The sequence below is a fragment of the Pseudoduganella sp. UC29_106 genome (assembly GCF_044055365.1).
Lineage (GTDB): Bacteria > Pseudomonadota > Gammaproteobacteria > Burkholderiales > Burkholderiaceae_D > Rugamonas.
On sequence record NZ_CP171977.1, the window covers coordinates 1,369,155 to 1,391,238 of the forward strand.

The window sequence follows — 22,084 nt, forward strand, 5'->3', positions numbered from 1 at the left end:
CCGGCTTAGCGCGCCATCATCACCGTGCCATTGCGGTAGCTGACCCGGTCGCCCGCCTTATAGCCGGGCATGGCGTTAACAGTCACCATCTCGGTGGTGCCATCCTCCTTGCGCAGGGTGACGCGGTAGGACTTGTCCATCGGCGTGCCGGCCGCCGCCGCGCCTACAGCCCCACCTGCCGCCGTGCCCAGGTCCGAGCGCGGCATCTCTTCCACCAATACCACCGTCGCCTCATACTGGTCGGCGCTGCTGGCCGCCGTGGATTTGGCTGTGCCATAGTCGCTGCTGGTGCTGGAGGCGCCGCCGTCCGTGCTCGCGCTGCGCTTCATGCCCATTTCCGAGCAAGCGCCCAGGGCCAGGCATACGGCCATCATCATGATCGTCTTCATCTTCAACTCCTGTTATGAACGTCCGAGTCAGACAGTCTGCGCCGCACGATATTCGAGCACGGTTCGAACTAGTTTGATCCACATCAAACTGCTTTAAGATAGTTGAAGGATAATTGTCCCGTAGTAATTTTAGGACACTATCATGCAGCAACGCAGGACGGAAACAGTCATCTCCGAATTGACCGACGCGACCGTTGGGTTGAATGACGACCCGCGCTACCGCTTCGTTTTCAACCAGGCGCTGCACAGCCTGGTGCGCCTGGCCAAATCCGAACAATTGCTGGAAATGCGGCGCGATGCCGAGCGGGCGGCCGGCTTAGACAGTGCGGACCTTGCTCGCGGTCCAGAGCAGCCACATAAGGCTGGCGGATAACAGGGCAGCGGTGCAGTCGATCATCCAGTCGTCGATGGAGCCGTGGCGGTAGGGCAGGAAGCTCTGCACCATTTCATCGATCGCGCCCATGGCGGCGATATGCAGTACGGCTTTCAGCGCGCGCTGCGCATTGTTGCCGCTGCAGCCCGTGAAGATCAGGAAAGCGAGGCCCGCATAAGCCATGCCATGCAGCACCAGGCCGGTCGCCCAAACAGCGGCTTCGGCGCGTGCGCCGGGAATCGATCCGATGATGACGATCAGCACGAAGAGAACGATGGCGCTCCAGTAGCGCAAGCGGGCACGGGAGGGCGTCAGCAGGAGCTGGTGCAGGAAATTTAGCATGGGGGGAAGATACCACGGAATGGGGTGCGCCGGATGGGCTCCGGCGCACCTCTCTGCCACCACGCATATCGGTTGCATGTGTCGGCAGATGTGCCCATTATATGGAGCGTCTGTGACCTCTCTATGACATAGATCAAGCTTTTCTACGCTTTGAAGAAAGCGACTGCGGCGAGCAAGGTTTCCGACTGGCTGTTCAGTTCTTCGGCGGTGGCTGCCAGTTCCTCGGCCGCGGCCGCATTGCGCTGCGTCGCCTGGCTCAGCTCGTTCATTGCCTGGCTGATCTGGCTGGCGCCGCTGCTTTGCTCGCGTGAGGCCGCGCTGATCTCCTGCACGCGTTCCGAGGTGATGCGGATGCCGGGGACGATGTCCTTCAGCAGCGCGCCCGCGCGTTCGGCAACGGCCACGCTGCTTTGCGCCACCTCGCCGATTTCCTGCGCCGCGACCTGGCTGCGTTCTGCCAGCTTGCGCACTTCGGCCGCCACCACGGCGAAGCCCCGGCCGTGATCGCCGGCGCGCGCGGCTTCGATGGCGGCGTTCAGGGCCAGCAGATTGGTCTGGTAGGCGATGTCGTCGATGATGGCGATTTCACGCGCGATGCGCTGCATGGCGCTCACCGTTTGCGCTACGGCTTCGCCGCCTTCGGCCGCATAGCGCGCGACGCGGGACGCTGTTTCTTCCGTCACGCGCGAATTGTCCGAATTCTGGATGATGGACGCGCTCATTTCCTCGACCGAGGCGCTGGTTTCTTCCACGCTGGCGGCCTGCTGGCCGGCGCCCTGGCTCAGGCTTTGCGCCGTGGCGTTGGCCTGGGCTGCGGCAAGCGCGAGATCGTCCGCCGCCTTGCGCACTTCGCCTACGGTCCGCGCCAGATGCTCGGCCATCGCGTGCAGCGCGTGCGCGAGGCTGGACTGGTCGTCGCGGCGCAGGGCGATGCGCTGGGTGAGGTCGCCGCTGGCGATGCGGGCGAGGGCGGCGCTCACGTCGCGCGGCTCGCCGCCGATCTCGCGGATCAGGTGGCGGCTGATCATCCACCCCACGAAAGCGGCCAGCAGGGACAGCAGCGCGAGACTGGCTTCCAGCCGGTTGCGTGTGCTGCGCTGGACTGCCACGCGTGCATCGATGCGGGTGGCCAGCGTTCCCAGCGCGGCATAGGCGGCGCTGAACTGGGCATCGATGGCGCGCGTGGTGAAGACGAGGTATTCCGGCGCGGGCAGGTCGAGCGTGTCGGCCATGGCGATGCGGCTGCGCGCCAGTGCGGCAGCCTCCTTGCCCAAGGCCGCGGCGGCGCCGACGGACTGCTCCAGCTGCTTGCGCAAGGCCGGATTGGCGGCGTAGGCCTTGTCGAAGGTTCGCTGCATGGCTTCGCCCGAGGCCAGGGCCTTGCTCAGGAGGCTGTACATGATGGCGCGGCCTTCGGCGTCCGCGCGGCCCGCCGCCAGCATGCCGGCGCCGCGGGCGCGGGTCTGGCCCAGGTCTTCGGCTGCGCGCGGCAGGTCGAAATACACAGCGCGCATCAGATAGTAGCTGTCCGGATCCGGATCGAGGGCGAGGCCGTACTGGTCGGCCATCTGTTCGATGAAGAGCAGCGTGTTTTCGCACAGGGCGGTGTGGCGCTGGTAGCTTTGCAGGGTGTTGATGGAGTGCGAGGACACGTCGCGTGACAGCGCCTTCCACTCCTCGCCAATACCGGCCAGCATTTGCGCGGGCTTGGCGTCGCCGGACGGCAGCAGGGCCTTCATGCCCGCCAGCAGCTGATCGACCTCCGTCTGCTTGGCCATGCGCTGCGCCGACAGCTGTCCGCCGCCAAGGAAGGTGGCGGAGAGTCCACGGTGCTGCTGGATCACCTGCAGCAGGCGCATCGCATGTTCGCCCGGCTTCAGGCCTTTCTGCTCGCGGGCCGAAAAGGCAATGCTCTTATTGTTCTCGCGGACGAACAGCCAGGACGGCGGCACCACGAGCAGGACGCCCATCAGGCCAAGCAGCGCGAATCGCTGCCAAAGCTTCATCCGGTTCAGCACAATCGCCCCCTCCTGTCGGGTCCGCTCTCCGCGATTATGCCGCTATTTGGAGGCAGATCTGACTGCGCAAAAAAAAGCCCGCTGGTTAAAGCGGGCTTAAACTATTTTCTTGGAGGAGAATAGTGGAGACAGGTGCAATTATGGTGCATCACAGCATATATGTCTAATTTCTGTTTTCGATAAGCGACATAAAAATTCAATATATCTCTCAATCCTTGACCGGAACCGTGTAGTTCAGCGCCATCCGGCCGCCGTCCACAAACAGGGTCTGGCCAGTCATATAGCTGGCGTCGTCGCTGGCGAGGAAGGCGGCGATCGAGGCCACTTCTTCCGGTTCGCCGCAGCGTCCCAGCGGGGTGCGCGAGAGGATGGTGTGGCGCGCTTCGGGGCTGGACAGCACCGCCTGCTCGGCCAGTTCGGTCAGGATGGTGCCGGGGCCAATGCCGTTCACGCGGATGCCATAGGGCGCCAGGTTGAGCGACATGACCTTGGTCAGCTGGTTGATGCCGCCCTTGGATACCACGTAGGGCACCTGGTCCGGGATCGCCAGTTCCGAGTTCACGCTGGACATATTGATGATGCAGCCCGACTGCTGCCTGACCATTTCACGCGCGGCCGCCTGGCTGCACAGGAACATGGACTTCAGGTTGATCCCGAGCACACGGTCGAAGTCTTCTTCGGTGAGGTCGAGGAAGCTGGCCTTGTGGGTGACGCCTGCGTTGTTGACCAGGATGTCGATGCGGCCGAATTCCTTGACGGTGGCGGCGACCATCGCGTCAACGTCGGCCTTGTGGCTGACGTCAGCGGCGAAGAAGCGGGCCTGGTCGCCCAGTGCTTCCGCAGCTTGCTGGCCTTCCGGCTTGACATCCACCAGCATGACCTTCGCGCCTTCCGCGATCAGGCGCTTGGCGCAGGCCAGGCCGATGCCCTGGGTGGCGCCGGTGACAATGGCTACTTTGTTGTGCAGTTTCATGTTCGTTGGGACGGCGGATCAGGTGATGTGCCCGGGACGCGCGGGAAACCAGAGGCGCAAACCTGGTGGCTGCCACATCGTGGCAGCCACCTGTTTAATGCCCTTGGTTCTTTATGCGTCGCGGAGCGGGTCAATGATGTGCAGCCTGTGATTGGTGAGAACACAATTTTAGAGGATCACAGCCTGATCGGGCAGTTGATTTGGCCGTGACCCGTCATTCGGGTAGAGCCGCGTGAGCAGGGTATTGAGCTGCTCCAGTGCGGACAGGGTGCTGTTGTGGAAATCGCCCATGGCGAAGCCCTGTGTCATGGTCTGGCAGATGGTTTGCCATTCGGTGTCGGCGACCAGTCGCCGACATGGCGGTCCGCCACAATATCGACCGCGCGCTCGGCGAGGTTCACGTAGATCAGCACACCGCAGTTTTCTTCCGTGTCCCACACACCGTATTCGGCGAACAGCATGCGCGCGCGTTCACGGTTGGCGAGGCCCCTGAATGCGGCGCCTGCGGTCAGCGCGGGCTCCACGATCAATCGTACTTCGGCGCGGTGCTTTTGCTCGCCTTGCGCGATGGCTTGTTCGATGGCCTTCAGCGTGGTTGGCGGGAAGCAGTCCTTGCCTCTGCCGGCGCCTGTTGTGGCGTGGCGCAGCGCACGCTTTAACCTGCCTGCAAAGCTTGTGGGTAGTTGTGCCATTACCAGTCTCCCGACGCGCCGCCGCCGTCAAAGGTGCCGCCGCCACCGCCGCTGAAGCCACCGCCGCCGCCACCGAAGCCTCCTCCTCCTCCGCCATAGCCGCCATGTCCCCAGCGGCCGGCGTTGCTGATGGCATTGCCCAGCGCCGCGCCTATCAGTACGCCGCTGGCGCCCGAGCCCCAGCCGCCGCGTCGCAGGCCGCTCCGCCGCCCGCGGCCCCGCAACAGGAACCAGCCGGCGCCGATCAGCACCAGGGGCATCAGCCAGCCAAAGCCGCCGCCTTCGCGCGCCGCACCGCGCTCCGCATTTCCGCTCGCCTTGCCGTTGCGGCCAGCGGGAGCCGCGTCAGCGCCGGTCGTAGTGGTGTCGGACGTGGCGCGTGGCTGCGTTGACGGCTGGGCGCCGCCGATTGCGCCGGAGCCGGCCGCCTCGGCCAGGCGGCCCAGGCCCGTAGTGCCGGCGCCAGCGGACGCGGGCGGCGCTGCTTCGGATGTCGTGGACGCGCCGGGAGAGGCCCCGGGGACAGGCGCGGGGCGTCCGGCCGCGCCAGCCGGCGCCGGGAGATGCTCCTTATCGATCAAGGTCGAAATCGCGCTGACGCCTGCGGCCAGTCCGCCGTAATAATCGCCCTGCCGAAAATGCGGCGCAATCACGTCCTGCAAAACGCGTTTCGACTGCGCGTCGGTCAGCGAGCCTTGTACGCCGCGTCCCGCCTCGATACGCAGGCGGCGCAGGGACGAGGGATTGTCCTTGGCAACCAGGAGCAGCACGCCATCGTCCACGCCCTTGCGCCCCAGCTTCCATGCCTCGGCCACGCGAATGCCGTACTGCTCGATCGCTTCCGGCGCGGTGGAGGGCACGAGCAGCACCGCAATCTGGCTGCCTGAACGCGCCTCATAGTCGCGCAGCACGCCTTCCAGGGCGCTGCGCTGCTGGGCGGTCAACATGCCCGCCTTGTCGGTGACGCGTGCGGCGTAAGGCGGCACGGGGACGAAACTGTCAGCCGCGCGGGCGGTGGTAAGGATCAGAAGCAGCAGGAATACCGCAGTAATCGCCAGGAGAATACGCGCCAGCCCCGAGCGGGGCAGGAAGCTGAAAGGAGCGCCGGAGCGGAAGGATGCGAGCACCTGGGACCGGCGCGTGCGCCGCCAGACGCTGCGGTCGCGGCGGGCGGCATCGCGGTCCAGCAGGGGATCGGTCCACTCCTCATCTTCGCGCATGCTGGTCTTGCCGCCGCCGCGCACATGGCGGCCGTCGCGACGCGGGCGGCGGCCATCGCCGTTCGCCCCGTTGCCGCGGGAGGAGCCATTGTCAGGAGAAGTGGCCAAGAACAGGACTCCTTACTTCTTGCCGAAGTCCACCGACGGTGCAGTCGAAATGGACTTTTCATTCTCGACCTGGAAGCTCGGCTTGACCTCATAGCCGAACATCTTGGCCGTAAGGTTGGTGGGGAAGCGCCGCGCCAGGGTGTTGAAGTCCTGGACGGAGGCGATATAGCGCTGGCGCGCCACGGTAATGCGATTTTCCGTACCTTCCAGCTGCGATTGCAGGTCGCGGAAAACGGTGTCGGCCTTCAGGTCCGGATAGCGTTCCGAGACAGCCATCAGCCGGGACAGGGCCGACGTCAGCTCGCCCTGCGCCTGCTGGAACTTCTGGAAGGCGGCTGGATTATTCAGCACCTCGGGCGTGACCTGTATGCTGGTGGCCTGCGCGCGCGCCTTGGTCACCGCTTCCAGTGTCTCGCGCTCGTGCGAGGCGTAGCCTTTGACCGTATTGACGAGATTGGGAATCAGGTCGGCGCGGCGCTGGTACTGGTTCACCACCTCGCCCCAGGCAGCCTTCACCGACTCGTCCTTGCCCTGGAATTCGTTATAGCCACAACCGGAGAGTGCTGCCGCCAGCAAGGCTGCAGCCAGCCACTGAAAGGTACGCATAGTCGCTCCCGAAGACGTATTATCGAAATATACACGCAAGCGCGTCCCGGCATGGTGCGGTGAGACACACAGCGCGGCAGCTATAATGTAGGGTTTGCGTAAAAAAGATTAAAGGGGTTTGCCGTGACATTTATCCAGAAATTGACCGCCGCGTGGGAAGCCAACAACTCGCTCCTGTGCGTCGGCCTCGATCCCGACATGGCTCGCCTGCCGGTCCAGTTCCAGCACGATCCGAACGGGATCTACAAATTCTGCACGGAGATCATCGACGCCACCGCTGACCTGGCATGCGCTTTCAAGCCGCAGATCGCCTATTTCGCCGCCCTGAGCGCCGAAAGCCAACTGGAAGACATCTGCGCCTATGTCCGCGAAAAGTACCCGCATATCCCGCTGATCATGGACTCCAAGCGCGGCGATATCGGCGCCACCGCCAGGCAGTACGCCCGCGAAGCCTACGACCGTTATGGCGCGGACGCGGTGACCGTGAGCCCGTACATGGGCTCCGACTCGGTTGAGCCCTACATGGAATGGAAGGATCGCGGTGTGATCGTGCTGTGCCGCACCTCGAATCCGGGCGGTTCGGACCTGCAGTTCCTGCAGGTGGACGGCAAGCCGCTGTACCAGCACGTGGCGCGCATGGTGGCCGAGAAGTGGAATGCGAACGGCCAGTGCGCGCTGGTGGTCGGTGCGACCTTCCCTGAAGAGCTGGCGCAGGTGCGCGCGATCGTGGGCGATATGCCGCTGCTGGTGCCAGGTGTCGGCGCGCAGGGTGGGGATGTGGAGGCGACCGTTAAGTCGGGACGCACGGCGAATGGCGCGGGCATGATGATCAATTCGTCCCGCGCGATTTTGTATGCGACGCAGCAGGCGGGCGAGGATTTTGCTGCCGCCGCGCGCCGCGTGGCGCAGGAAACGCGGGACGCGATCAACCTGTATCGATGAAAATCCGGGGTCTGACCCCAACACGAAACATGCTGCGCATGTCTCATGTCGGGGTCAGACCCCTACCGCCGCGGGCCGATCGCGGCGCGTAGGGCGGATCATTGATCCGCCGTGCTAGCGGTCCGGCGCAATCATTTCCACGTAGTCGTAGAGTGCGGCCAGGATGTGCTCCCCCCGCTCATCGGCTTCGTTCTGCAGCTGATCAACTTCTGCAAACAGATCATCCACGGTCCGTGCCCCTCCGGCGCCGTCGTAGAGGCGGGCGGCGCGATGCTCCTCCCAATGCTGCATCTCTTCTTCCGACAAGGTCTGCGGGAAATTACGCGCGCGGTAGCGGAACAGCAGTTCGCCCAGCCGCTCATCCTGGAACGGCGCCGCAACTGACGCCAGCTTGGCCGGATGCTCGCGCCGCAGCGATTCCAGCAGGCGGCGGTCGCCGTTGCCGACAAAGCCGCCGTACAGGTCTTCATCCACATCCGCCGGCTCGCCGGCCGGGCGATGGAACACTTCTGCCCAGATTGCCGTCATATCCGGCCCAGCGGCCGCGATCCTGGCGTAGGCATGGCCCTGTTCCAGGTCGATCCCCCAGCGCGCCGCCATCTCCGGACGCAGCGTCTTCAGGTTGGACACCAGCATCGGCGACTTGTTGAGGTGGATGCTCTTGATCGGCAGGCGTGTCATGCCTTCGGGCATGGCTTCGCTGCGCGTGAAGAGGCGGATGCGAATAGTATCCGCATCGAGAGCGAACAGTTCGGACGGGTCGTAGGCGCAATCCCAGACCAGCAATTCGTTCTTGTTGGTAGGATGTCCCGCCAGCGGCCACACCAGGCCCAGGCAGCCGCGCTCGGCCGGGAACATGCCGGACACGTGCAGGAAAGGCTGGCGCAGCGCCGGCGCCAGGTGCATGCCGATCTCGTCGGCCACGCGGTCCTTCTTGTGCAATGCCAGGCAGAAGTCCCACAGCCTCGGCTGCTTCTGCCGGATCAGGCGGGCGAGGGCGATGGTGGCGCGCACATCGGACAGCGCATCGTGCGCCGCCTCGTGCACCAGGCCGTTTGCCTTGCTCAGGTGCTCAAGCTTGAAGCTTGGTTTGCCGTTATCATGGACAGGCCACTCGATGCCTTCGGGGCGCAGGGCGTACATCATGGGGACCACGTCCAGCAAGTCCCAGCGGCCACACTGGTTCTGCCATTCGCGGGCGTAGGGATCGATCAGGTTGCGCCAGAAAAGGAAGCGCGTGACTTCATCGTCGAAACGGATGGTGTTGTAGCCGACGCCGATAGTGCCCGGCTCGGAGAACGCTTTCTCGACGGTAGCAGCAAATTTGTACTCAGGAACACCTTGCTCCAGGCACTGCTGGGCGTGATGCCGGTGATCAGGCACGCGGTCGGGTCCGGCAGGTAGTCGTTGGCGGGCTGGCAGAACAGCATGATCGGCTCGCCAACCTCGTTCAGTTCGGCGTCGGTGCGGATCGCTGCAAACTGGGCTGGACGGTCGCGGCGCGGAACGGCGCCAAAGGTTTCATAATCGTGCCAAAGGAAGGTGTGGTTACTCATGGTGCGGTGGTGAATTCTCGTTACCGAATGCTGAGGCAAGGAGGACTATTGTGTCAAATCCAGTTTCCATCAATACACGCACGGCGCCGGCTGCGGCCAGCACGGATACCTCCATCTCGTCCACACAGCGCGCGAAAATGCAGCTGAATGTGTCGATCTTGCAGGAATCTGCTTCGATCTCCCTGCAATCGGAAAATGATCCGCTGGCGCTGGTCTACCAATCGGCCATCAACAGCATCAATGAGCATTTGCAGGCGGAGTTCGGGCCTGATGCGATCCAGAATGCCGCTGGGCAGGATAATTCGCCGGAGGGGACGGCGGGACGCATCGTTTCGCTGTCCACGGCGTTCTTCTGGGGCGTTCCAGCAGCAGCATCCTGAGCTGGAAGGGGATGAGGCGCTGACGCGCTTCATGGACACGATCAAGGGCGGCGTGGAGCAGGGGTTCAAGGAGGCGCGCGATATCCTGCAGGGATTGAATGTGCTGGGCGGGGATGTTGCTGCGAATATCGATAAGACCTATGAGCTGGTGATGAAGGGATTCGATTCCTTCGCCAAGGGACAGACGCCGACGACGGATAACGCCTAACCGCATCTCGTTAATCCGTGACGCGGCGTAGGGCGGATCATTGATCCGCCGTGTATGATCCGTCGACGGCGCGAAAGCCGGCCACGGGCGGCGAGGGTTACGGCCCGCCGTGAACGGCAACGCGGTTGCGCCCGGCTTCCTTGGCGCGGTACAAGGCCGCGTCGGCATTCGCGACCAGGCCCAGTTCATCCTGCCCGACCTCCAGGCTCGCCACACCAAACGAGGCCGTAATATGCGGCAAAGGCAAGCGCATGTCGCGGAACACAATCGCCCGCTGCATGCGTTCGCACAGGCGCTCGGCCACGGAAATGGCCACATTCTCCGGCGTATCCGGCAGCACGACCATCATCTCCTCGCCGCCGTAGCGCACGGCAAAGTCGGAAGGACGCAGAGCGCTGCTCAGCACCTGGGCCGCCGTGCGCAAGGCCTGGTCGCCCAGCTGATGTCCATGCGAATCATTGAAGCGCTTGAAGTGATCGATATCGATCATCACCAGCGACAGGGGCGACTGCGTATCCTGCGCAGCAGCAACCAGGGACGGCAGAGCATCGTTCAGCCAGGCGCGGTTGTAGAGACTGGTGAGCCCGTCCACCATCGACAGCTGGCGATAGAACTCACCAAGCTTCTGCCGCCGGCGCAGCTGGGCATTGGCGGCGCGGATGCGGAAGGACAGCAGGCGCAGCAAGTTGCGCGCCACGCCATTGCAATTGTCGATCAGCTTCCACACCAGTTCGGCCTCGACCAGTAGCACTTCGCTGGCTTCCAGCGCCGTAATGTGGGACAGGCCCGCTTCCTCGTCCAGCACCGACTGCTCGCCCACGCTCTCGCCCGGCAGCACCTTGCTGATCGTGCCATCGTTCACCCCGGAGCGAGTGTCGGCGGACACGGCCAGCGCACCGCGCAGCACGATATAGAGCCGTGCGCGCTGTGGATCGGACACGGTTTCGCCATCCTCCACCCGCATCACAGGGCAGGACGCCAGCAAGGGCGCGACTTCAGCCTCGTCCGCGTCGCGGAACAGTTGGAGATCGCGGATAGAGTGGGAAGAAGCGGCGAAGGTGCTTATCAGTTTCAAGGGACTTCCGTACAGCGCGGTGAACAGGAGACAATGATAGCGCACTCGCTGTCGAGTGTGTTTCAATAACGCCATGATTGTTTGTTTCCAAGCACTATGACCTTCACTGATGTTCTCGGCCAGCAACATGCAGCCGCCCCGGAGGCGCGCATCGTGTCGCTCGTGCCGTCGATTACCGAACTGCTGTGCGACCTTGGCCTTGCGCCACAACTGGTGGGCCGCACGGGCTTCTGCATTCATCCGGCCGATACCGTGCGCGCGATTCCGAAAGTTGGCGGCACCAAGGACGTGAATATCGAAAAGATCCGCAAGCTCGCGCCGACCCATGTGGTCGTGAACATCGACGAAAACGAGAAGCCGACCGTCGGCAAGCTTGCCGAGTTCGTGCCCAACATCGTGGTCACGCATCCGATCACGCCGCGCGACAATATCGCGCTGGCCCGGCTGATGGGCGGCGTGTTCTGCGCGCAGCAGAATGCGGACGAGTGGTGCGATGCCTTCACGCGAGAACTGGCGGAACTGGAGTCCGCGCCGAAAGGCCCGCCGCAGCGCGTGCTCTACTGCATCTGGCAGGACCCGTGGATGACCATCTCGCGCGACACGTACATCGCCCACATGCTGGCGCTGATCGGATGGACGATTCCAGAGATGGGCGAAGCGCGCTATCCGAGCTTCAGGTGGTCGGAGGACGTGGTGGCGCAGATCGACCAGGTGCTGCTGTCGACCGAGCCGTATCGCTTCACCGAGCAGCATGCGGATGCGCTCGAGCGGCAGATCGGCAAGCCGGTGCAGCTGGTGGATGGGGAGATGATGTCCTGGTATGGCAGCCGCGCGCTGCGTGGGCTGCGCTACTTGCGGAGGTTGGCGGATCAGTGATCCGCCCAACAGCCCAACGGGCCCTTATTCCTCCGTCTCGGTATATTCAGGTTGCGGCGTGTGGCGCTTGTCGTACAGGCGGCCCAGCGTGCTCTCGAGTGCGCGCTGCAGCTTGTCCGCGGCGCCGTTGATGGATTGGTGCAGGGTGGCGTTATGGTCGCTCACAGCAACCGGTTGATAACCGTTTACACGCGCTTCCATCAGGCAGCGAATATCGCCGTCCGAGGATTTCTGTGCATTGTTTTCGCTGAGGTGGACTTCGACGCGGCTGATGTGTTCGCCGAACCGCTGAAGCGCGGCTTGCACGACTTTGTGTACGTGGTCGTCAAGGCCGGCATGTCGTTCGATGGTTTTATCGGTGTTCACATTGATTTGCATATGCTGCTCCCGTTTGTTCATCAAAACGCGTTTTCACGCGGTTCCATCCTACTCCTTTCTCAGGAGTTCAGCAAAGAGGCCGCAATGTTCACGGATAAACCGAGGATCAGAAGGTTGAAGAAAAAGCTGAGCACGGACTGGCCGAGCACCAGCTTGCGCAAGTCCTGCGACAGCACCGTCACATCCGACGTTTGCGCAGCCACGGCAATCGTGAACGAGAAATACAGGAAGTCCCAGTAATCGGGCTGGAGTTCGTTGCCGGGGAATTGCAGGCAGCGCTGGCCTTGCCGGTAATACAGGTGGGCATAGTGGAAGCAGAACAGCGCGCCAAGCAGGAACCAGGAGCCAAGCAGTGTGGTGATGACGAGCGCGTAGTGCAGACTGCGCGCGTCTTGCGCCATCCTGCTCATGGCGGATAGTTCGCCGACGATGGCGCCCAGGCTCATCACTGCCGCGATGACCAGTGCGCCGAGAATCACTGCGCCGCGTTCATCCTGCTGCGCGGCGATGCGCTTCACTTCGCTATGATCGGCGCGCATCATCATCCAGCCCATCGTGAGCAGGTAGAACCACACGGCGATATTCCACGCGACGAGTGTGCGCGTGAGCCAGAGCCAGGAGGAGGGAAGGAAAATGCCGGCCACGCCGCCAAGCAAGATGGCGACGCTGAGGTGAGGACGGCTGCGAACGAAGTAGTGGACGGCAGTTTTCATTGCCGCCCATCTTACTACTTGTTGTGATGCGGGAAGCGGTCCATATGCGTGAGCACGGGGAAGATGCGGGCCCACAGGCCAGTGACCAACAGGGTGGCGGCGCCGCCGAAGATTACGGCGCGCGTGAGGCCGAACCAGCCGGCCGTAAGGCCCGATTCGAATTCACCCAGTTCGTTGGAGGCGCCGATGAATACCGAGTTCACCGCGCTCACGCGGCCGCGGATCGCGTCCGGCGTTCGAACTGCACCAGCAGGTGGCGCACATAGACGCTGATCATGTCGCCCGCGCCCATTACCAGCAGCGCGGCCAGTGCGACGGCAAAACTGGTGGTGGCGCCGAGGATCACGGTGCAGACGCCGAACACCGCCACACCGCCGAACATCCACGCGCCCACGCGGCGCGTGATAGGCCAGAAGGCGAGGGCGATCGAGCAGGCCGCGGCACCGGCGCCGGGTGCTGTGCGCAGCAGGCCGAGGCCAGTTGGACCGATATGCAGCACGTCATGCGCCAGCGCAGGCAGCAGCGCGGTGGCGCCGCCGAACAGCACGGCGAACAGGTCCAGCGAAATGGCGCCCAGCACGATGGGGCGTGAGAACACGAAGCGTAAGCCTTCCAGCACGCTATGCCAGGTGGCCGGTTCGTTGCGCGTGGCTTGCGGGGCGGGGCGCGTGAGCAGCATCAGCACCACGGCGCCGGCCAGCATCAGCGCGGAGGTGGTGTAGACGGTGGCAGGGCCGTAGATGTACAGCAGGCCGCCCAGCGTGGGGCCGAGGATCACGGCCACCTGGAAGCTGGAGCTGCTCAGGGCCACGGCGCGGCTGAAGTCTTCGGTCGGCACCATGTTCACCAGCACCGCTTGCGTGGCGGGGCTCATGAAGGCGCGGGCGCTGCCGAACACGATCAGGATGGCGAACACGGGCCACACGGCTTGCACGCCGCTGTGCGTGTACGTTAGCAGCAGGAGGGATGTCAGCAACTGCGCGCCGACGCAGCAGGTGATGATGTTGCGGCGGTTGTAGCGGTCGGCCGCGTGGCCGGCGATCAGGATCAGCAACAGGAAGGGCGCGAACTGCGCCAGGCCGATCATGCCGAGGTAGAACAGGTTATGCGTCTGTGCATAGACCTGCCAGCCAATGGCGACGCTTTGCATCTGTACTGCCAGGGTGCCGAGGATGCGGGCGGAGAGATAAAGGGAGAAGTTGCGGTGGCGGAGGACGTGGAAACCGTTGGATGACATGGTGTGCGTTTGTTAGGCGCGGCCATGCGGGCCGCGCTGGGCAGGGCGCGTTGCGCCCCACGGCGCGCGGCGCAGGCGAATCAGGGCTTGAGCAAATCGGCTTGGGAAGTGAACGCGTCCGCGTAGAACTCGTCTTCAGGCAGCTTGCACTGCTGGACGAAATCGCGCTTGGCCGATTCCACGACGATGGGTGCGCCGCAGGCATAGACCTGGTAGCCGGACATATCCGGCACATCTTCCATCACAGCCGAGTGCACATAGCCGCGGCGCCCGGACCAGTGCTCGTCCTCGAGCGCATCGGAAACCACCGGTACGTACTTAAAGTTCGGGATCTCGTCCGCCCACTGGCGGCACAAAGTATCCATGTACAGGTCCTGCGGGCGGCGGCCGCCCCAGTACAGCACCATCTCGCGTTTCGTATCCTTGGCGCGCTCATGCTCCACGATGGCCTTGATCGGCGCGAAGCCGGTGCCGGATGCCAACAGGATCATCGGCTTGTCCGAATCGTCGCGCACGAAGAAGGTACCCAGCGGACCTTCGAAGCGCAGGATGTCGCGCTCCTTCATGGTGGTGAAGACCTGGTCGGTGAACAGGCCGCCCGGCATGTGACGGATGTGCAGGGTCAGCGGCCCGCCGCTTTCCGGCGCGTTGGCGATGCTGTAGCTGCGGCGCTTGCCGTCGCGCAGCATGAATTCGACATACTGGCCGGCGCGGTATTGCAGCGTTTCGTTGGCCGGCAGCTGCAGGGTCATCACAATCACGTCCGGCGCCAGTTTTTCCAGCGTGGTCACGCGCGTCGGCATCTTCTTGATCGGGAAATCGCTGCTGCCCGCTACCTCGCGCACTTCCAGCACCAGGTCCGAATGCGGCACGGCGCAGCAGAACAGGGACTGGCCGGCAGCTTCCTCTTCCTCGCTCAGCGCGCGGCGCTGGTGCGCCTTATGGCTCACGGAGCCTTCCAGCACCTTGCCCTTGCAGGAGCTGCAGGCGCCGTTCTTGCAGCCGTAGGGCAGGCCGACACCGGCGCGGATCGCCGCCGCCAGCACGGTTTCATCTTCGTCGCAGCTGAATTGGTGGCCGCTGGGCTGAACAGTAATTTGGAAAGACATACAATCTCAAAAATGGAAATCAGAAAAAAATTCAACAAGCCGCGCCTGCTCATCATCGGCTGCGGCGATGTGGGCATGCGTCTGCTGCCCCTGGTGCGCGATCACTATCGCGTTTTTGCCCTCACCAGCCAGCGCGAGCGCTTTGCCGAATTGCGCGCCGCGGGCGCCGTGCCGCTGCTGGCGGACCTCGACCAGCGTTCTTCGCTGGGACGTCTCGCCGGCCTGGCGCACACGGTCGTGCATCTGGCGCCGCCTGCTGCCGAGGGAGAAAAAGACCTGCGCACGCGCAATGTGACCGCCATTTTACCTGACAGGGCAAAGATCGTTTATGTCAGTACAACAGGCGTCTATGGCGACCTTGGCGGTGCGCTGGCCGATGAAACGCAAACAGTGGCGCCGCACAATGCGCGTGCACGCCGCCGTGTCGATGCGGAACGGGTGTTGCGGGCCTGGGCGCGGCGCGCGGCCGGGCGGCTGTCCATTTTGCGCGTACCGGGCATCTATGCGAACGACCGTTTGCCCATCAAACGGCTGCAGCAGGGGACCCCAGCGTTGCGTGAAGCAGACGATGTCTATACCAATCATATCCATGCCGACGACCTCGCTCTCATAGTGGCGGCGGCCCTTCTGCGCGCCCAACCGTGCCGTATCTATCATGCGGTAGATGACAGCGATATGAAGATGGGAGACTATTTCGATGCCGTCGCCGATACACATGGTCTGCCACGGCCGCCACGACTGCCCCGGGCCGAGCTGGCGCAGGCTGTTTCGCCGACCCTGCTGTCGTTCATGTCCGAATCGCGCCGTCTGTCAAACGGCCGCATCAAGCGTGAACTCGGCGTAAGGCTGCGCTACCCGACTGTTGCTTTTTTTCTCAGTGAAAGCCGGTTGTAAGCTTCGGCAAGCAGACTTGCATGTGGAGACAGGCACCTGTCCTGACCTGGATTAAAGGCGGGGCCTCAAACTGGCGCTATTGTGAGGCCAGCACAACGGAGGAGAGCGCAATGAACGCCACCCATCCCAGCAAAGAGCAGGTTCGTGCCTACCTGATGCAGCGCAATCATGCGCATCTGCCGCCCCCATCTCCCGACGAGATCCGCCGCCGGCTCGACTGGCGCTGTGTGCGCCCCATACCTTCGTCCGGACTGCCCGCCGCCATCTTCCTTCCACCGACCCTGATCCACCTCGGCGCCCTGATGGCGCTGGCCTGGATCTGCCAGCCTTTTGTGCCAATCGATCGACGCTGATTTTGCATTTTTGTGGTCGAAAATTTCCTACCATAAGATTTCGCTGTAGAATCTATCGAAATCTAACAAAAGTTGCGTCGCGTTAAGCAATCAGCAACGAAACAAGGTATCATATCGGCCAACTGCCACAAATTGTGTCAACCGCGAGGGTTTTGGACGCTTTTTGTGAAAAATACCGCCGAATATTTTGCAAAAATTTTGTCGCATCACTGCAACAACTAGAGAAGATTTAGATCATGTCTGCCCTGAAAGAAATTACGTCGTCTCCGACTTACAATCCGAACCGCGTACTTGACGCGATCATTGAAAAACTGCAACTGAAGAACGATGCGGCCCTGTCGCGCGCGCTGGAAGTTGCGCCGCCGGTGATCTCCAAGATCCGCCACAACACGCTGCCGATTGGCGCGACCATCCTGATCCGCATGCACGAAATCAGCGACTTGAGCATTCGTGAACTGCGCGACTTGATGACTCACTAAGCTGTCTTCGCAGGAATAAAAAACGGCCGCACCTGTCCCAGGATGCGGCCGTTGCCGTTTGTAGAACGGCGAATTTATGCAGTGGCCAGGCGCGGACGCTCGGCGTAGAAGTTATTGGTATCCGCAGCGGCCGGTGCGCCAACGCGGCCAGAGTAAGCAGTCTTCGCTTCAGCACTGACGCGGCCGGAGTACGCAGTTTGCGCCTCTGCGCTCACGCGGCCCGAGTAAGCAGTCTTCGCCTCGGCGGCGACGCGGCCGGAGTAGGCGACCTTTTCGCCCGCCACACGTCCGGAATACGCAACCTGTTCGCCGGCCACCCGGCCGGAGTAGGCGGTCTGCGCCTGCGCTGCCACGCGGCCCGAGTAAGCCGTCTTCGCTTCCGCGGCAATACGACCCGAATAGGCAGTCTTCGCCTCGGACGCGACACGGCCGGAGTACGCGACCTGCTGGCCTGCTACGCGCCCCGAATACGCCACCTGCTCGCCCGCCACACGTCCCGAATACGCCACCTGCTCACCAGCCACGCGGCCGGAATAAGCCGTCTGCGCCGCCACACGTCCCGAATACGCCACGCTGACGCGGCCCGAGTATGCCGTCTTCGCGCTGAAGTCCGGAGCGGATGCAACGCGGCCCGAGTAGGCCGTATCCGAACGCAGGTAAGCTTCGCCGAAGGTTTCCTCGTACAGCTCCTTCATACGGTTGCCCACGCGCTCGTGCGCTTCCTCGTCATCCTCGCCGCGCAGGCCGATATAGGGGAAGTGGTGCAGGAAATAGCCAAACACTTTCTCGCAATCGACGGCGTACTTCATCGTATCCAGGATGTGGTAATGCCAGAAGATATCCACGTCCATCAGCGGCGCCGTCTGTTCATTCGGGAACATCTTCATCAAGTACAGGAAGCGGCGATACTCGAACTCCACCGCATTTACTTTCTCCAGCGACCAGCCTTCACCGGATTCCACGTGCATCAGTTTGACTTTGATCGGTTCCAGATCGAGGTCGGCAACAGCCTTGAAGCTTTCAGACGAGATCATGAGTGATATCCCTTTTTCAATTGAGAGCGAGTTATTGATGAAAAAGACGCCGTTCTTGGGGCTGGGTTTCATGCCGGGCGTCAGGGACGTTCAGAAGTTTGGGAACGCTGCGTTGATGTAGATCAACACGCTCTAGTATAGACAGGGACCCCCAGAAAACAAGTAACAATTCAATTGTGCGCAGACGAAACAACAGCGCATAGTCCCTTTTAAATCAGGAGTTTGTGACTATTAAATTGTTACACACTCATCCATATAACTTTGGGGTCAGGCACGAAATGAAACATGAGCTCGCTTATCAAAGCGGGCTCATGTTTCATTTCGTGCCTGACCCCAAAAGTCACAAAAGTCAGATCTGACCCCAGATAAGTTCGGAGGGGCGGGGGGCGGGATCGGGGCGGGGATGGAGGGGGATGGAGACGGCAACGGTGGTGCCGCTGTCGGGGTTGCTGAGGATGGAGCAGTGTCCGCCGAGCAGGCTGATGCGTTCTTCGATGCCGACCAGGCCGAAGGAGCCGGTCTTGTTGCGGCTGTCGTTGCGGATGCCAACCCCGTTGTCGCTGATGCTCATGCGCAGCATGCCGGCCGCGCGGCGCAGTTCGACCCGCACCATGCTGGCGTGCGCGTGCTGGTAGATATTGCTCAGCGATTCCTGCAGCACGCGGAAGAGGGCGGTGGCGCAGTGGTCGTCGATGCTCACGTCCACGCCGTGTTCGACTAGTTCGCAGTCGATGCCGGAGCGTTGCCGGAATTGCGCCACCTGCCATTCGACCGCGGCGCCCAGCCCAAGGTCGAGAACAGTAGGACGCAGGTCGTTGATGATGTGGCGCACGCTGCGGATGGTTTCGTCGATCTGGCGCAGCGTGGCCTGGGCCCGCGCATGCAGTCGCGGGTGGCGCTGTGCCGTGCGGGCGACGAGGATGTCCACCTCGATGCGCAGCACCAGCAGGTTCTGTCCCAGGTCATCGTGGATCTCGCGCGCAATGCGCTTGCGTTCTGCTTCCTTGATCTGGTCGGCGTGCGCGGCAAGCCGGCGCAGGCGGTGGTGGGATAACTGCAGCTTGGCCTGGCTGTCGCGCAGTTCGCGCGTCATGGCGCGCGCCATGCGCAGCGCCCGGCGCTGAGATGACGCCAGGGTCAGGAACAGTGCGCAAATCAGCATGCTGGCGCCAAAGCCCACGCAGGCCGCCAGCGCCGGCAGATAGGCATCGAAGCGCGAATACATGACGCGGCGCGGCGAGACAAAGTTGGCTTGCCACAGGCGGCCATTGAACTGGATCGGCAGCGTGAGCGCGAAGCTCGCATCCGCAGCGGGCAACGGCATGCCGACGTGGCTGTCGAACAGCATGGGGCCGGGACGATCGCTCGGCAGCGGCGTGCTGACCAGGCCGCCGTCGCGCAGGATCACCCGCACCTCATGTTCGGACATGTCCCCCAGCGCGCCATTGATCAGCTTTTGCACATTGAAGCCCAGTCCCACCGAGCCGATGCATTCGGCGCGGCGTTCTTCCACGGTGGCGTAGTGCTGCTTGTTGCGGTAAATGGGGATGCGCATCCCCATGCCGATATCGCTGGGGAAGCGGCGCAGCGGAATCGGCTGGCCAGAACTGCTCATGCTTCCGCTGTCGCGTGCGGAAAACAGAGCGTCCGCCACTTTGGGCAGCGAGGCCAGGTCGAAGCCATAGCGGTTGGCAAACTGGTCCAGAGGTTCGATCATCGTCAGCACGGCATATTCGCGACGATGGCCGGCGGGCTTGATCTGGTAGCTGGGATAGCTGTGGTCGATGCGTTCGAGCTGGCGCATCTGCGCTTCGTGCGCGGCGCGCTCGGCATCGGTAAAGTAGGCGGCGAAATTGATGCTGTCGACGGCGGGGAAATTGTGCGCCAGGTCCAGGCCCTGCACGTAGCGGTGAAAGCTCTCCCGTGTCATGTGCTCCGGTGACGCAGCCTGGAAATGGCTGGCCGTACCGCGCAGCACTTCGGTGTACGCCTTGATACTGGCGCTGATATCGAATTGGGCATTGCGCGCCAGGTGGCGGAACCGCTCTTTGGCTTCATTTTCGACCGTGTTGTCGGCCAGGGTGTAAAAGCCGCATCCAACGCATAGCGAAAGCAGCGCACCGGTCCACCACATCGGTTTCGCGGGGGATAGAAGGCGTTTGAAAAGCGGTGTCACAAGACGATACCTTGAGGGAAAGTTGGTTGAATATATGTACTTTCCGTAACGCGCGCAAGGCAAAACCAACAGTGCGGACCTACCAATTTGATTGAAATCAAAGTGCTAAAAGAAAAGCCGCCCGAGGGCGGCTTCTTGTCCAAGACACAGGCGTAATCTTATTTCGCCCAACTGTCTTTAAGTGTAACGATGCGGTTGAATACTGGTCGTCCAGGCTGCGAATCGACACGGTCGGCCACGTAGTAGCCATGGCGTTCGAACTGGAAGCGCTGCTCGGCGACAGCGTCTTTCAGGCCCGGTTCCAGATAAGCCTTCACGACTTCCAGCGCTTTCGGATTCAGGAATTCCTTGAAGTCCTTGCCCCCTGCGTCGGGCTTTTCCTCGGTGAACAGGCGGTCGTACAGGCGCACTTCCGCTTCCAGAGCAGCAGGCACGCTGACCCAGGTGATATTTCCCTTCACCTTGTAGTTGTCCGCGCCCGGCGTGCCGGATTTGGAATCGGGGAAGTAATTCACGTGCACGGCGATGACCTTGCCGTTTTCATCCTTGTCGTAGCCGGTGCACTCGACCACGTAGCCATACTTCAGGCGCACGCGGCTGCCCGGATTGCCATCGATCGGCGGCGTGAAGCGGAAGTAGCCCTTGGTCGGCACTTCCATGAAGTCTTCCTCTTCGATCCACAGTTCCTTCGTGAACGGGAAGGTACGGTGGCCCAGTTCCGGATGGTGCGGGTGCACCGGCGACGTGCACTCGTGTGCTTCGCCTTCCGGGAAGTTATCGACGATCAGCTTCAGCGGACGCAGCACGGCAATCGCGCGCGGCGCTTTCGGATCGAGGTCTTCGCGCACGGCGCCTTCCAGCACGCCGAAGTCGATCCAGCCGTCCGACTTGGTCACGCCGGTGCGTTCGCACATCAGCTGGATGCCTTCCGGCGTGAAGCCGCGGCGGCGCATGCCGGCCATGGTCGGCAGGCGCGGGTCGTCCCAGCCGTCCACGATGCCTTCTTCCACCATCTGGCGCAGCTTGCGCTTGGAGGTGACGATATAGGTCAGGTTCAGGCGAGCGAATTCATACTGCTTCGGCACCGGCTGTTCGAAGAAGCCGCCTTCCGCCAGCGTGGCCAGCAGCCAGTCGTAGAACGGGCGGTGGTCCTGGAATTCCAGCGTGCAGATGGAGTGGGTGATGTTTTCCAGCGCGTCCGAAATCGGATGGGTGTAGTCGTACATTGGGTAGATGCACCAGTCGTCACCCGTGCGGTGGTGGTGGGCATGGCGGATGCGGTAAATCGCCGGATCGCGCATATTCATGTTCGGCGACGACATCGCGTCTTCCGTGATCTTGGCGCGCAGTACGTGCTCACCATCCTTGTACTTGCCCGCCTTCATGTCGCGGAACAGCTGCAGGTTTTCCTCTACGGAGCGGGTGCGGAAGGGCGAGTTGGTGCCTGGCGTGCTGAAGTTGCCGCGGTTGGCGGACATGTCGGCCGCGCTCTGGCTGTCGACATACGCCCTGCCGGTCTTGATCAGGTACTCGGCCATCTCGTACAGCTTGCCGAAGTAGTCGGACGCGTAGTACAGGTGATTGCCGGCGCCGACCGGGCCCTTGTAGTCCCAGTCGAAGCCCAGCCAGCGCACGCTGTCGATGATGGAGTCGACGTATTCCTGTTCTTCCTTTTCCGGATTGGTGTCGTCGAAGCGCAGGTGGCAGCGGCCGCCGAAATCGCGCGCCAGGCCAAAGTTGGTGTAGATGGACTTGGCATGCCCCACGTGCAGGTAGCCATTCGGCTCCGGCGGGAAGCGGGTGATCACGGATGGCAGGCCGGGACGGTCGTGGGCGCCCGTTGCGAGGTCACTTTCAACGATATTGCGCAGAAAATTCGGCGCAGGCGCCGGAGCGGTGCTGTTTTTGTCGTTGCTCATGTAGGAAAACAGTGGAAAAAGGGTCGAATAGCGC

Annotated in this window: 22 protein-coding genes and 3 pseudogenes; 8 read left to right on the forward strand and 17 right to left on the reverse strand. The window is 62.7% G+C overall.

All coding sequences use genetic code 11. From position 1 onward, the window contains the following. Positions 1 to 5: 5 nt before the first annotated feature. Positions 6 to 389: a hypothetical protein gene (locus tag ACHMW6_RS07295; RefSeq protein ID WP_395406449.1), complete on the reverse strand. Its 384-nt coding sequence runs from the start codon at positions 387 to 389 to the stop codon at positions 6 to 8. A 142-nt stretch (positions 390 to 531) separates the two neighbouring features. On the opposite strand from ACHMW6_RS07295, the gene ACHMW6_RS07300 reads away from it, so the two are divergent. Next, on the forward strand, positions 532 to 762 hold the full coding sequence (locus ACHMW6_RS07300; protein WP_395406450.1) for a hypothetical protein: 231 nt from the start codon (positions 532 to 534) through the stop codon (positions 760 to 762). Here ACHMW6_RS07300 and ACHMW6_RS07305 read toward each other — a convergent pair. From ACHMW6_RS07305 to ACHMW6_RS07335, 7 genes and pseudogenes are all read right to left on the reverse strand, one after another. Then, positions 706 to 1,104 (reverse strand): VanZ family protein, encoded by a 399-nt coding sequence (locus tag ACHMW6_RS07305; RefSeq protein ID WP_395406451.1) that lies wholly within the window; start codon positions 1,102 to 1,104, stop codon positions 706 to 708. The two genes, ACHMW6_RS07300 and ACHMW6_RS07305, sit on opposite strands and share 57 nt — an antisense overlap. 143 nt (positions 1,105 to 1,247) lie before the next feature. Next, on the reverse strand, positions 1,248 to 3,122 hold the full coding sequence (locus tag ACHMW6_RS07310) for a methyl-accepting chemotaxis protein (protein WP_395406452.1): 1,875 nt from the start codon (positions 3,120 to 3,122) through the stop codon (positions 1,248 to 1,250). A gap of 208 nt (positions 3,123 to 3,330) precedes the next feature. Beyond that, entirely contained in the window at positions 3,331 to 4,095 is a 765-nt protein-coding gene (locus ACHMW6_RS07315; RefSeq protein ID WP_395406453.1) for an SDR family NAD(P)-dependent oxidoreductase, read from the reverse strand. A gap of 168 nt (positions 4,096 to 4,263) precedes the next feature. Then, positions 4,264 to 4,404, reverse strand: a complete 141-nt coding sequence (locus ACHMW6_RS07320) for a hypothetical protein (protein ID WP_395406454.1) — start codon at positions 4,402 to 4,404, stop codon at positions 4,264 to 4,266. Beyond that, on the reverse strand, positions 4,401 to 4,787 hold the full coding sequence (locus tag ACHMW6_RS07325; protein WP_395406455.1) for a TPM domain-containing protein: 387 nt from the start codon (positions 4,785 to 4,787) through the stop codon (positions 4,401 to 4,403). Before ACHMW6_RS07325 ends, ACHMW6_RS07320 begins: the two co-directional genes overlap by 4 nt. 533 nt (positions 4,788 to 5,320) lie before the next feature. Further along, positions 5,321 to 5,860, reverse strand: a pseudogene (locus ACHMW6_RS07330) (TPM domain-containing protein); the annotation flags it as partial. A 267-nt stretch (positions 5,861 to 6,127) separates the two neighbouring features. After that, positions 6,128 to 6,721 (reverse strand): LemA family protein, encoded by a 594-nt coding sequence (locus ACHMW6_RS07335; protein ID WP_395406456.1) that lies wholly within the window; start codon positions 6,719 to 6,721, stop codon positions 6,128 to 6,130. Positions 6,722 to 6,844: 123 nt separating this feature from the next. Between ACHMW6_RS07335 and pyrF the strand changes: the two genes are divergently transcribed. Next, positions 6,845 to 7,663 carry an orotidine-5'-phosphate decarboxylase gene (gene pyrF, locus ACHMW6_RS07340; RefSeq protein WP_395406457.1) on the forward strand — a complete coding sequence of 273 codons (819 nt, stop codon included), beginning with the start codon at positions 6,845 to 6,847 and terminating at the stop codon, positions 7,661 to 7,663. A gap of 114 nt (positions 7,664 to 7,777) precedes the next feature. On the opposite strand, the pseudogene sbcB reads toward pyrF, so the two are convergent. Next, a pseudogene (sbcB, locus tag ACHMW6_RS07345) lies at positions 7,778 to 9,219 on the reverse strand (exodeoxyribonuclease I). Positions 9,220 to 9,269: 50 nt separating this feature from the next. Between sbcB and ACHMW6_RS07350 the strand changes: the two are divergent. Both ACHMW6_RS07350 and ACHMW6_RS07355 read left to right on the forward strand, forming a co-directional pair. Then, positions 9,270 to 9,599, forward strand: a complete 330-nt coding sequence (locus tag ACHMW6_RS07350; RefSeq protein WP_395406458.1) for a DUF5610 domain-containing protein — start codon at positions 9,270 to 9,272, stop codon at positions 9,597 to 9,599. A gap of 31 nt (positions 9,600 to 9,630) precedes the next feature. Then, positions 9,631 to 9,807: a DUF5610 domain-containing protein gene (locus tag ACHMW6_RS07355; RefSeq protein ID WP_395406459.1), complete on the forward strand. Its 177-nt coding sequence runs from the start codon at positions 9,631 to 9,633 to the stop codon at positions 9,805 to 9,807. 97 nt (positions 9,808 to 9,904) lie between these two features. On the opposite strand, the gene ACHMW6_RS07360 is transcribed toward ACHMW6_RS07355, so the two are convergent. Next, the gene (locus ACHMW6_RS07360; RefSeq protein WP_395406460.1) at positions 9,905 to 10,882 is read right to left on the reverse strand and encodes a GGDEF domain-containing protein; all 978 of its coding nucleotides are present in this window, start codon (positions 10,880 to 10,882) and stop codon (positions 9,905 to 9,907) included. 96 nt (positions 10,883 to 10,978) lie between these two features. Between ACHMW6_RS07360 and ACHMW6_RS07365 the strand changes: the two genes are divergently transcribed. Further along, entirely contained in the window at positions 10,979 to 11,758 is a 780-nt protein-coding gene (locus ACHMW6_RS07365) for a helical backbone metal receptor (protein ID WP_395406461.1), read from the forward strand. Between the two features lie 24 nt (positions 11,759 to 11,782). Here the strand turns inward: ACHMW6_RS07365 and ACHMW6_RS07370 are convergent, their stop codons facing one another. The 4 genes and pseudogenes from ACHMW6_RS07370 to ACHMW6_RS07385 form a co-directional block, all read right to left on the reverse strand. After that, positions 11,783 to 12,136, reverse strand: a complete 354-nt coding sequence (locus ACHMW6_RS07370) for an HPF/RaiA family ribosome-associated protein (protein ID WP_395406462.1) — start codon at positions 12,134 to 12,136, stop codon at positions 11,783 to 11,785. A 59-nt stretch (positions 12,137 to 12,195) separates the two neighbouring features. After that, positions 12,196 to 12,849, reverse strand: coding sequence for a DUF1345 domain-containing protein (locus ACHMW6_RS07375; protein WP_395406463.1), 654 nt, complete (start codon positions 12,847 to 12,849; stop codon positions 12,196 to 12,198). Between the two features lie 14 nt (positions 12,850 to 12,863). Beyond that, a pseudogene (locus ACHMW6_RS07380) lies at positions 12,864 to 14,086 on the reverse strand (MFS transporter). A gap of 80 nt (positions 14,087 to 14,166) precedes the next feature. Continuing rightward, positions 14,167 to 15,195, reverse strand: coding sequence for a CDP-6-deoxy-delta-3,4-glucoseen reductase (locus ACHMW6_RS07385; protein WP_395406464.1), 1,029 nt, complete (start codon positions 15,193 to 15,195; stop codon positions 14,167 to 14,169). A 12-nt stretch (positions 15,196 to 15,207) separates the two neighbouring features. Between ACHMW6_RS07385 and ACHMW6_RS07390 the strand changes: the two genes are divergently transcribed. From ACHMW6_RS07390 to ACHMW6_RS07400, 3 genes are all read left to right on the forward strand, one after another. Beyond that, positions 15,208 to 16,089 carry an NAD-dependent epimerase/dehydratase family protein gene (locus tag ACHMW6_RS07390; protein WP_395406465.1) on the forward strand — a complete coding sequence of 294 codons (882 nt, stop codon included), beginning with the start codon at positions 15,208 to 15,210 and terminating at the stop codon, positions 16,087 to 16,089. A gap of 110 nt (positions 16,090 to 16,199) precedes the next feature. Further along, the gene (locus ACHMW6_RS07395; RefSeq protein WP_395406466.1) at positions 16,200 to 16,442 is read left to right on the forward strand and encodes a hypothetical protein; all 243 of its coding nucleotides are present in this window, start codon (positions 16,200 to 16,202) and stop codon (positions 16,440 to 16,442) included. Between the two features lie 236 nt (positions 16,443 to 16,678). Then, the gene (locus tag ACHMW6_RS07400; RefSeq protein ID WP_395406467.1) at positions 16,679 to 16,921 is read left to right on the forward strand and encodes a hypothetical protein; all 243 of its coding nucleotides are present in this window, start codon (positions 16,679 to 16,681) and stop codon (positions 16,919 to 16,921) included. 74 nt (positions 16,922 to 16,995) lie between these two features. On the opposite strand, the gene ACHMW6_RS07405 is transcribed toward ACHMW6_RS07400, so the two are convergent. The 3 genes from ACHMW6_RS07405 to ACHMW6_RS07415 all read right to left on the reverse strand — a co-directional run bounded on the left by ACHMW6_RS07405 (position 16,996) and on the right by ACHMW6_RS07415 (position 22,050). After that, positions 16,996 to 17,955, reverse strand: coding sequence for a glycine-rich domain-containing protein (locus ACHMW6_RS07405; protein ID WP_395406468.1), 960 nt, complete (start codon positions 17,953 to 17,955; stop codon positions 16,996 to 16,998). A gap of 349 nt (positions 17,956 to 18,304) precedes the next feature. After that, positions 18,305 to 20,089, reverse strand: coding sequence for a CHASE domain-containing protein (locus tag ACHMW6_RS07410; protein ID WP_395406469.1), 1,785 nt, complete (start codon positions 20,087 to 20,089; stop codon positions 18,305 to 18,307). Between the two features lie 200 nt (positions 20,090 to 20,289). After that, positions 20,290 to 22,050, reverse strand: coding sequence for a glutamine--tRNA ligase/YqeY domain fusion protein (locus ACHMW6_RS07415; protein WP_395406470.1), 1,761 nt, complete (start codon positions 22,048 to 22,050; stop codon positions 20,290 to 20,292). Between the last annotated feature and the right edge of the window lie 34 nt (positions 22,051 to 22,084).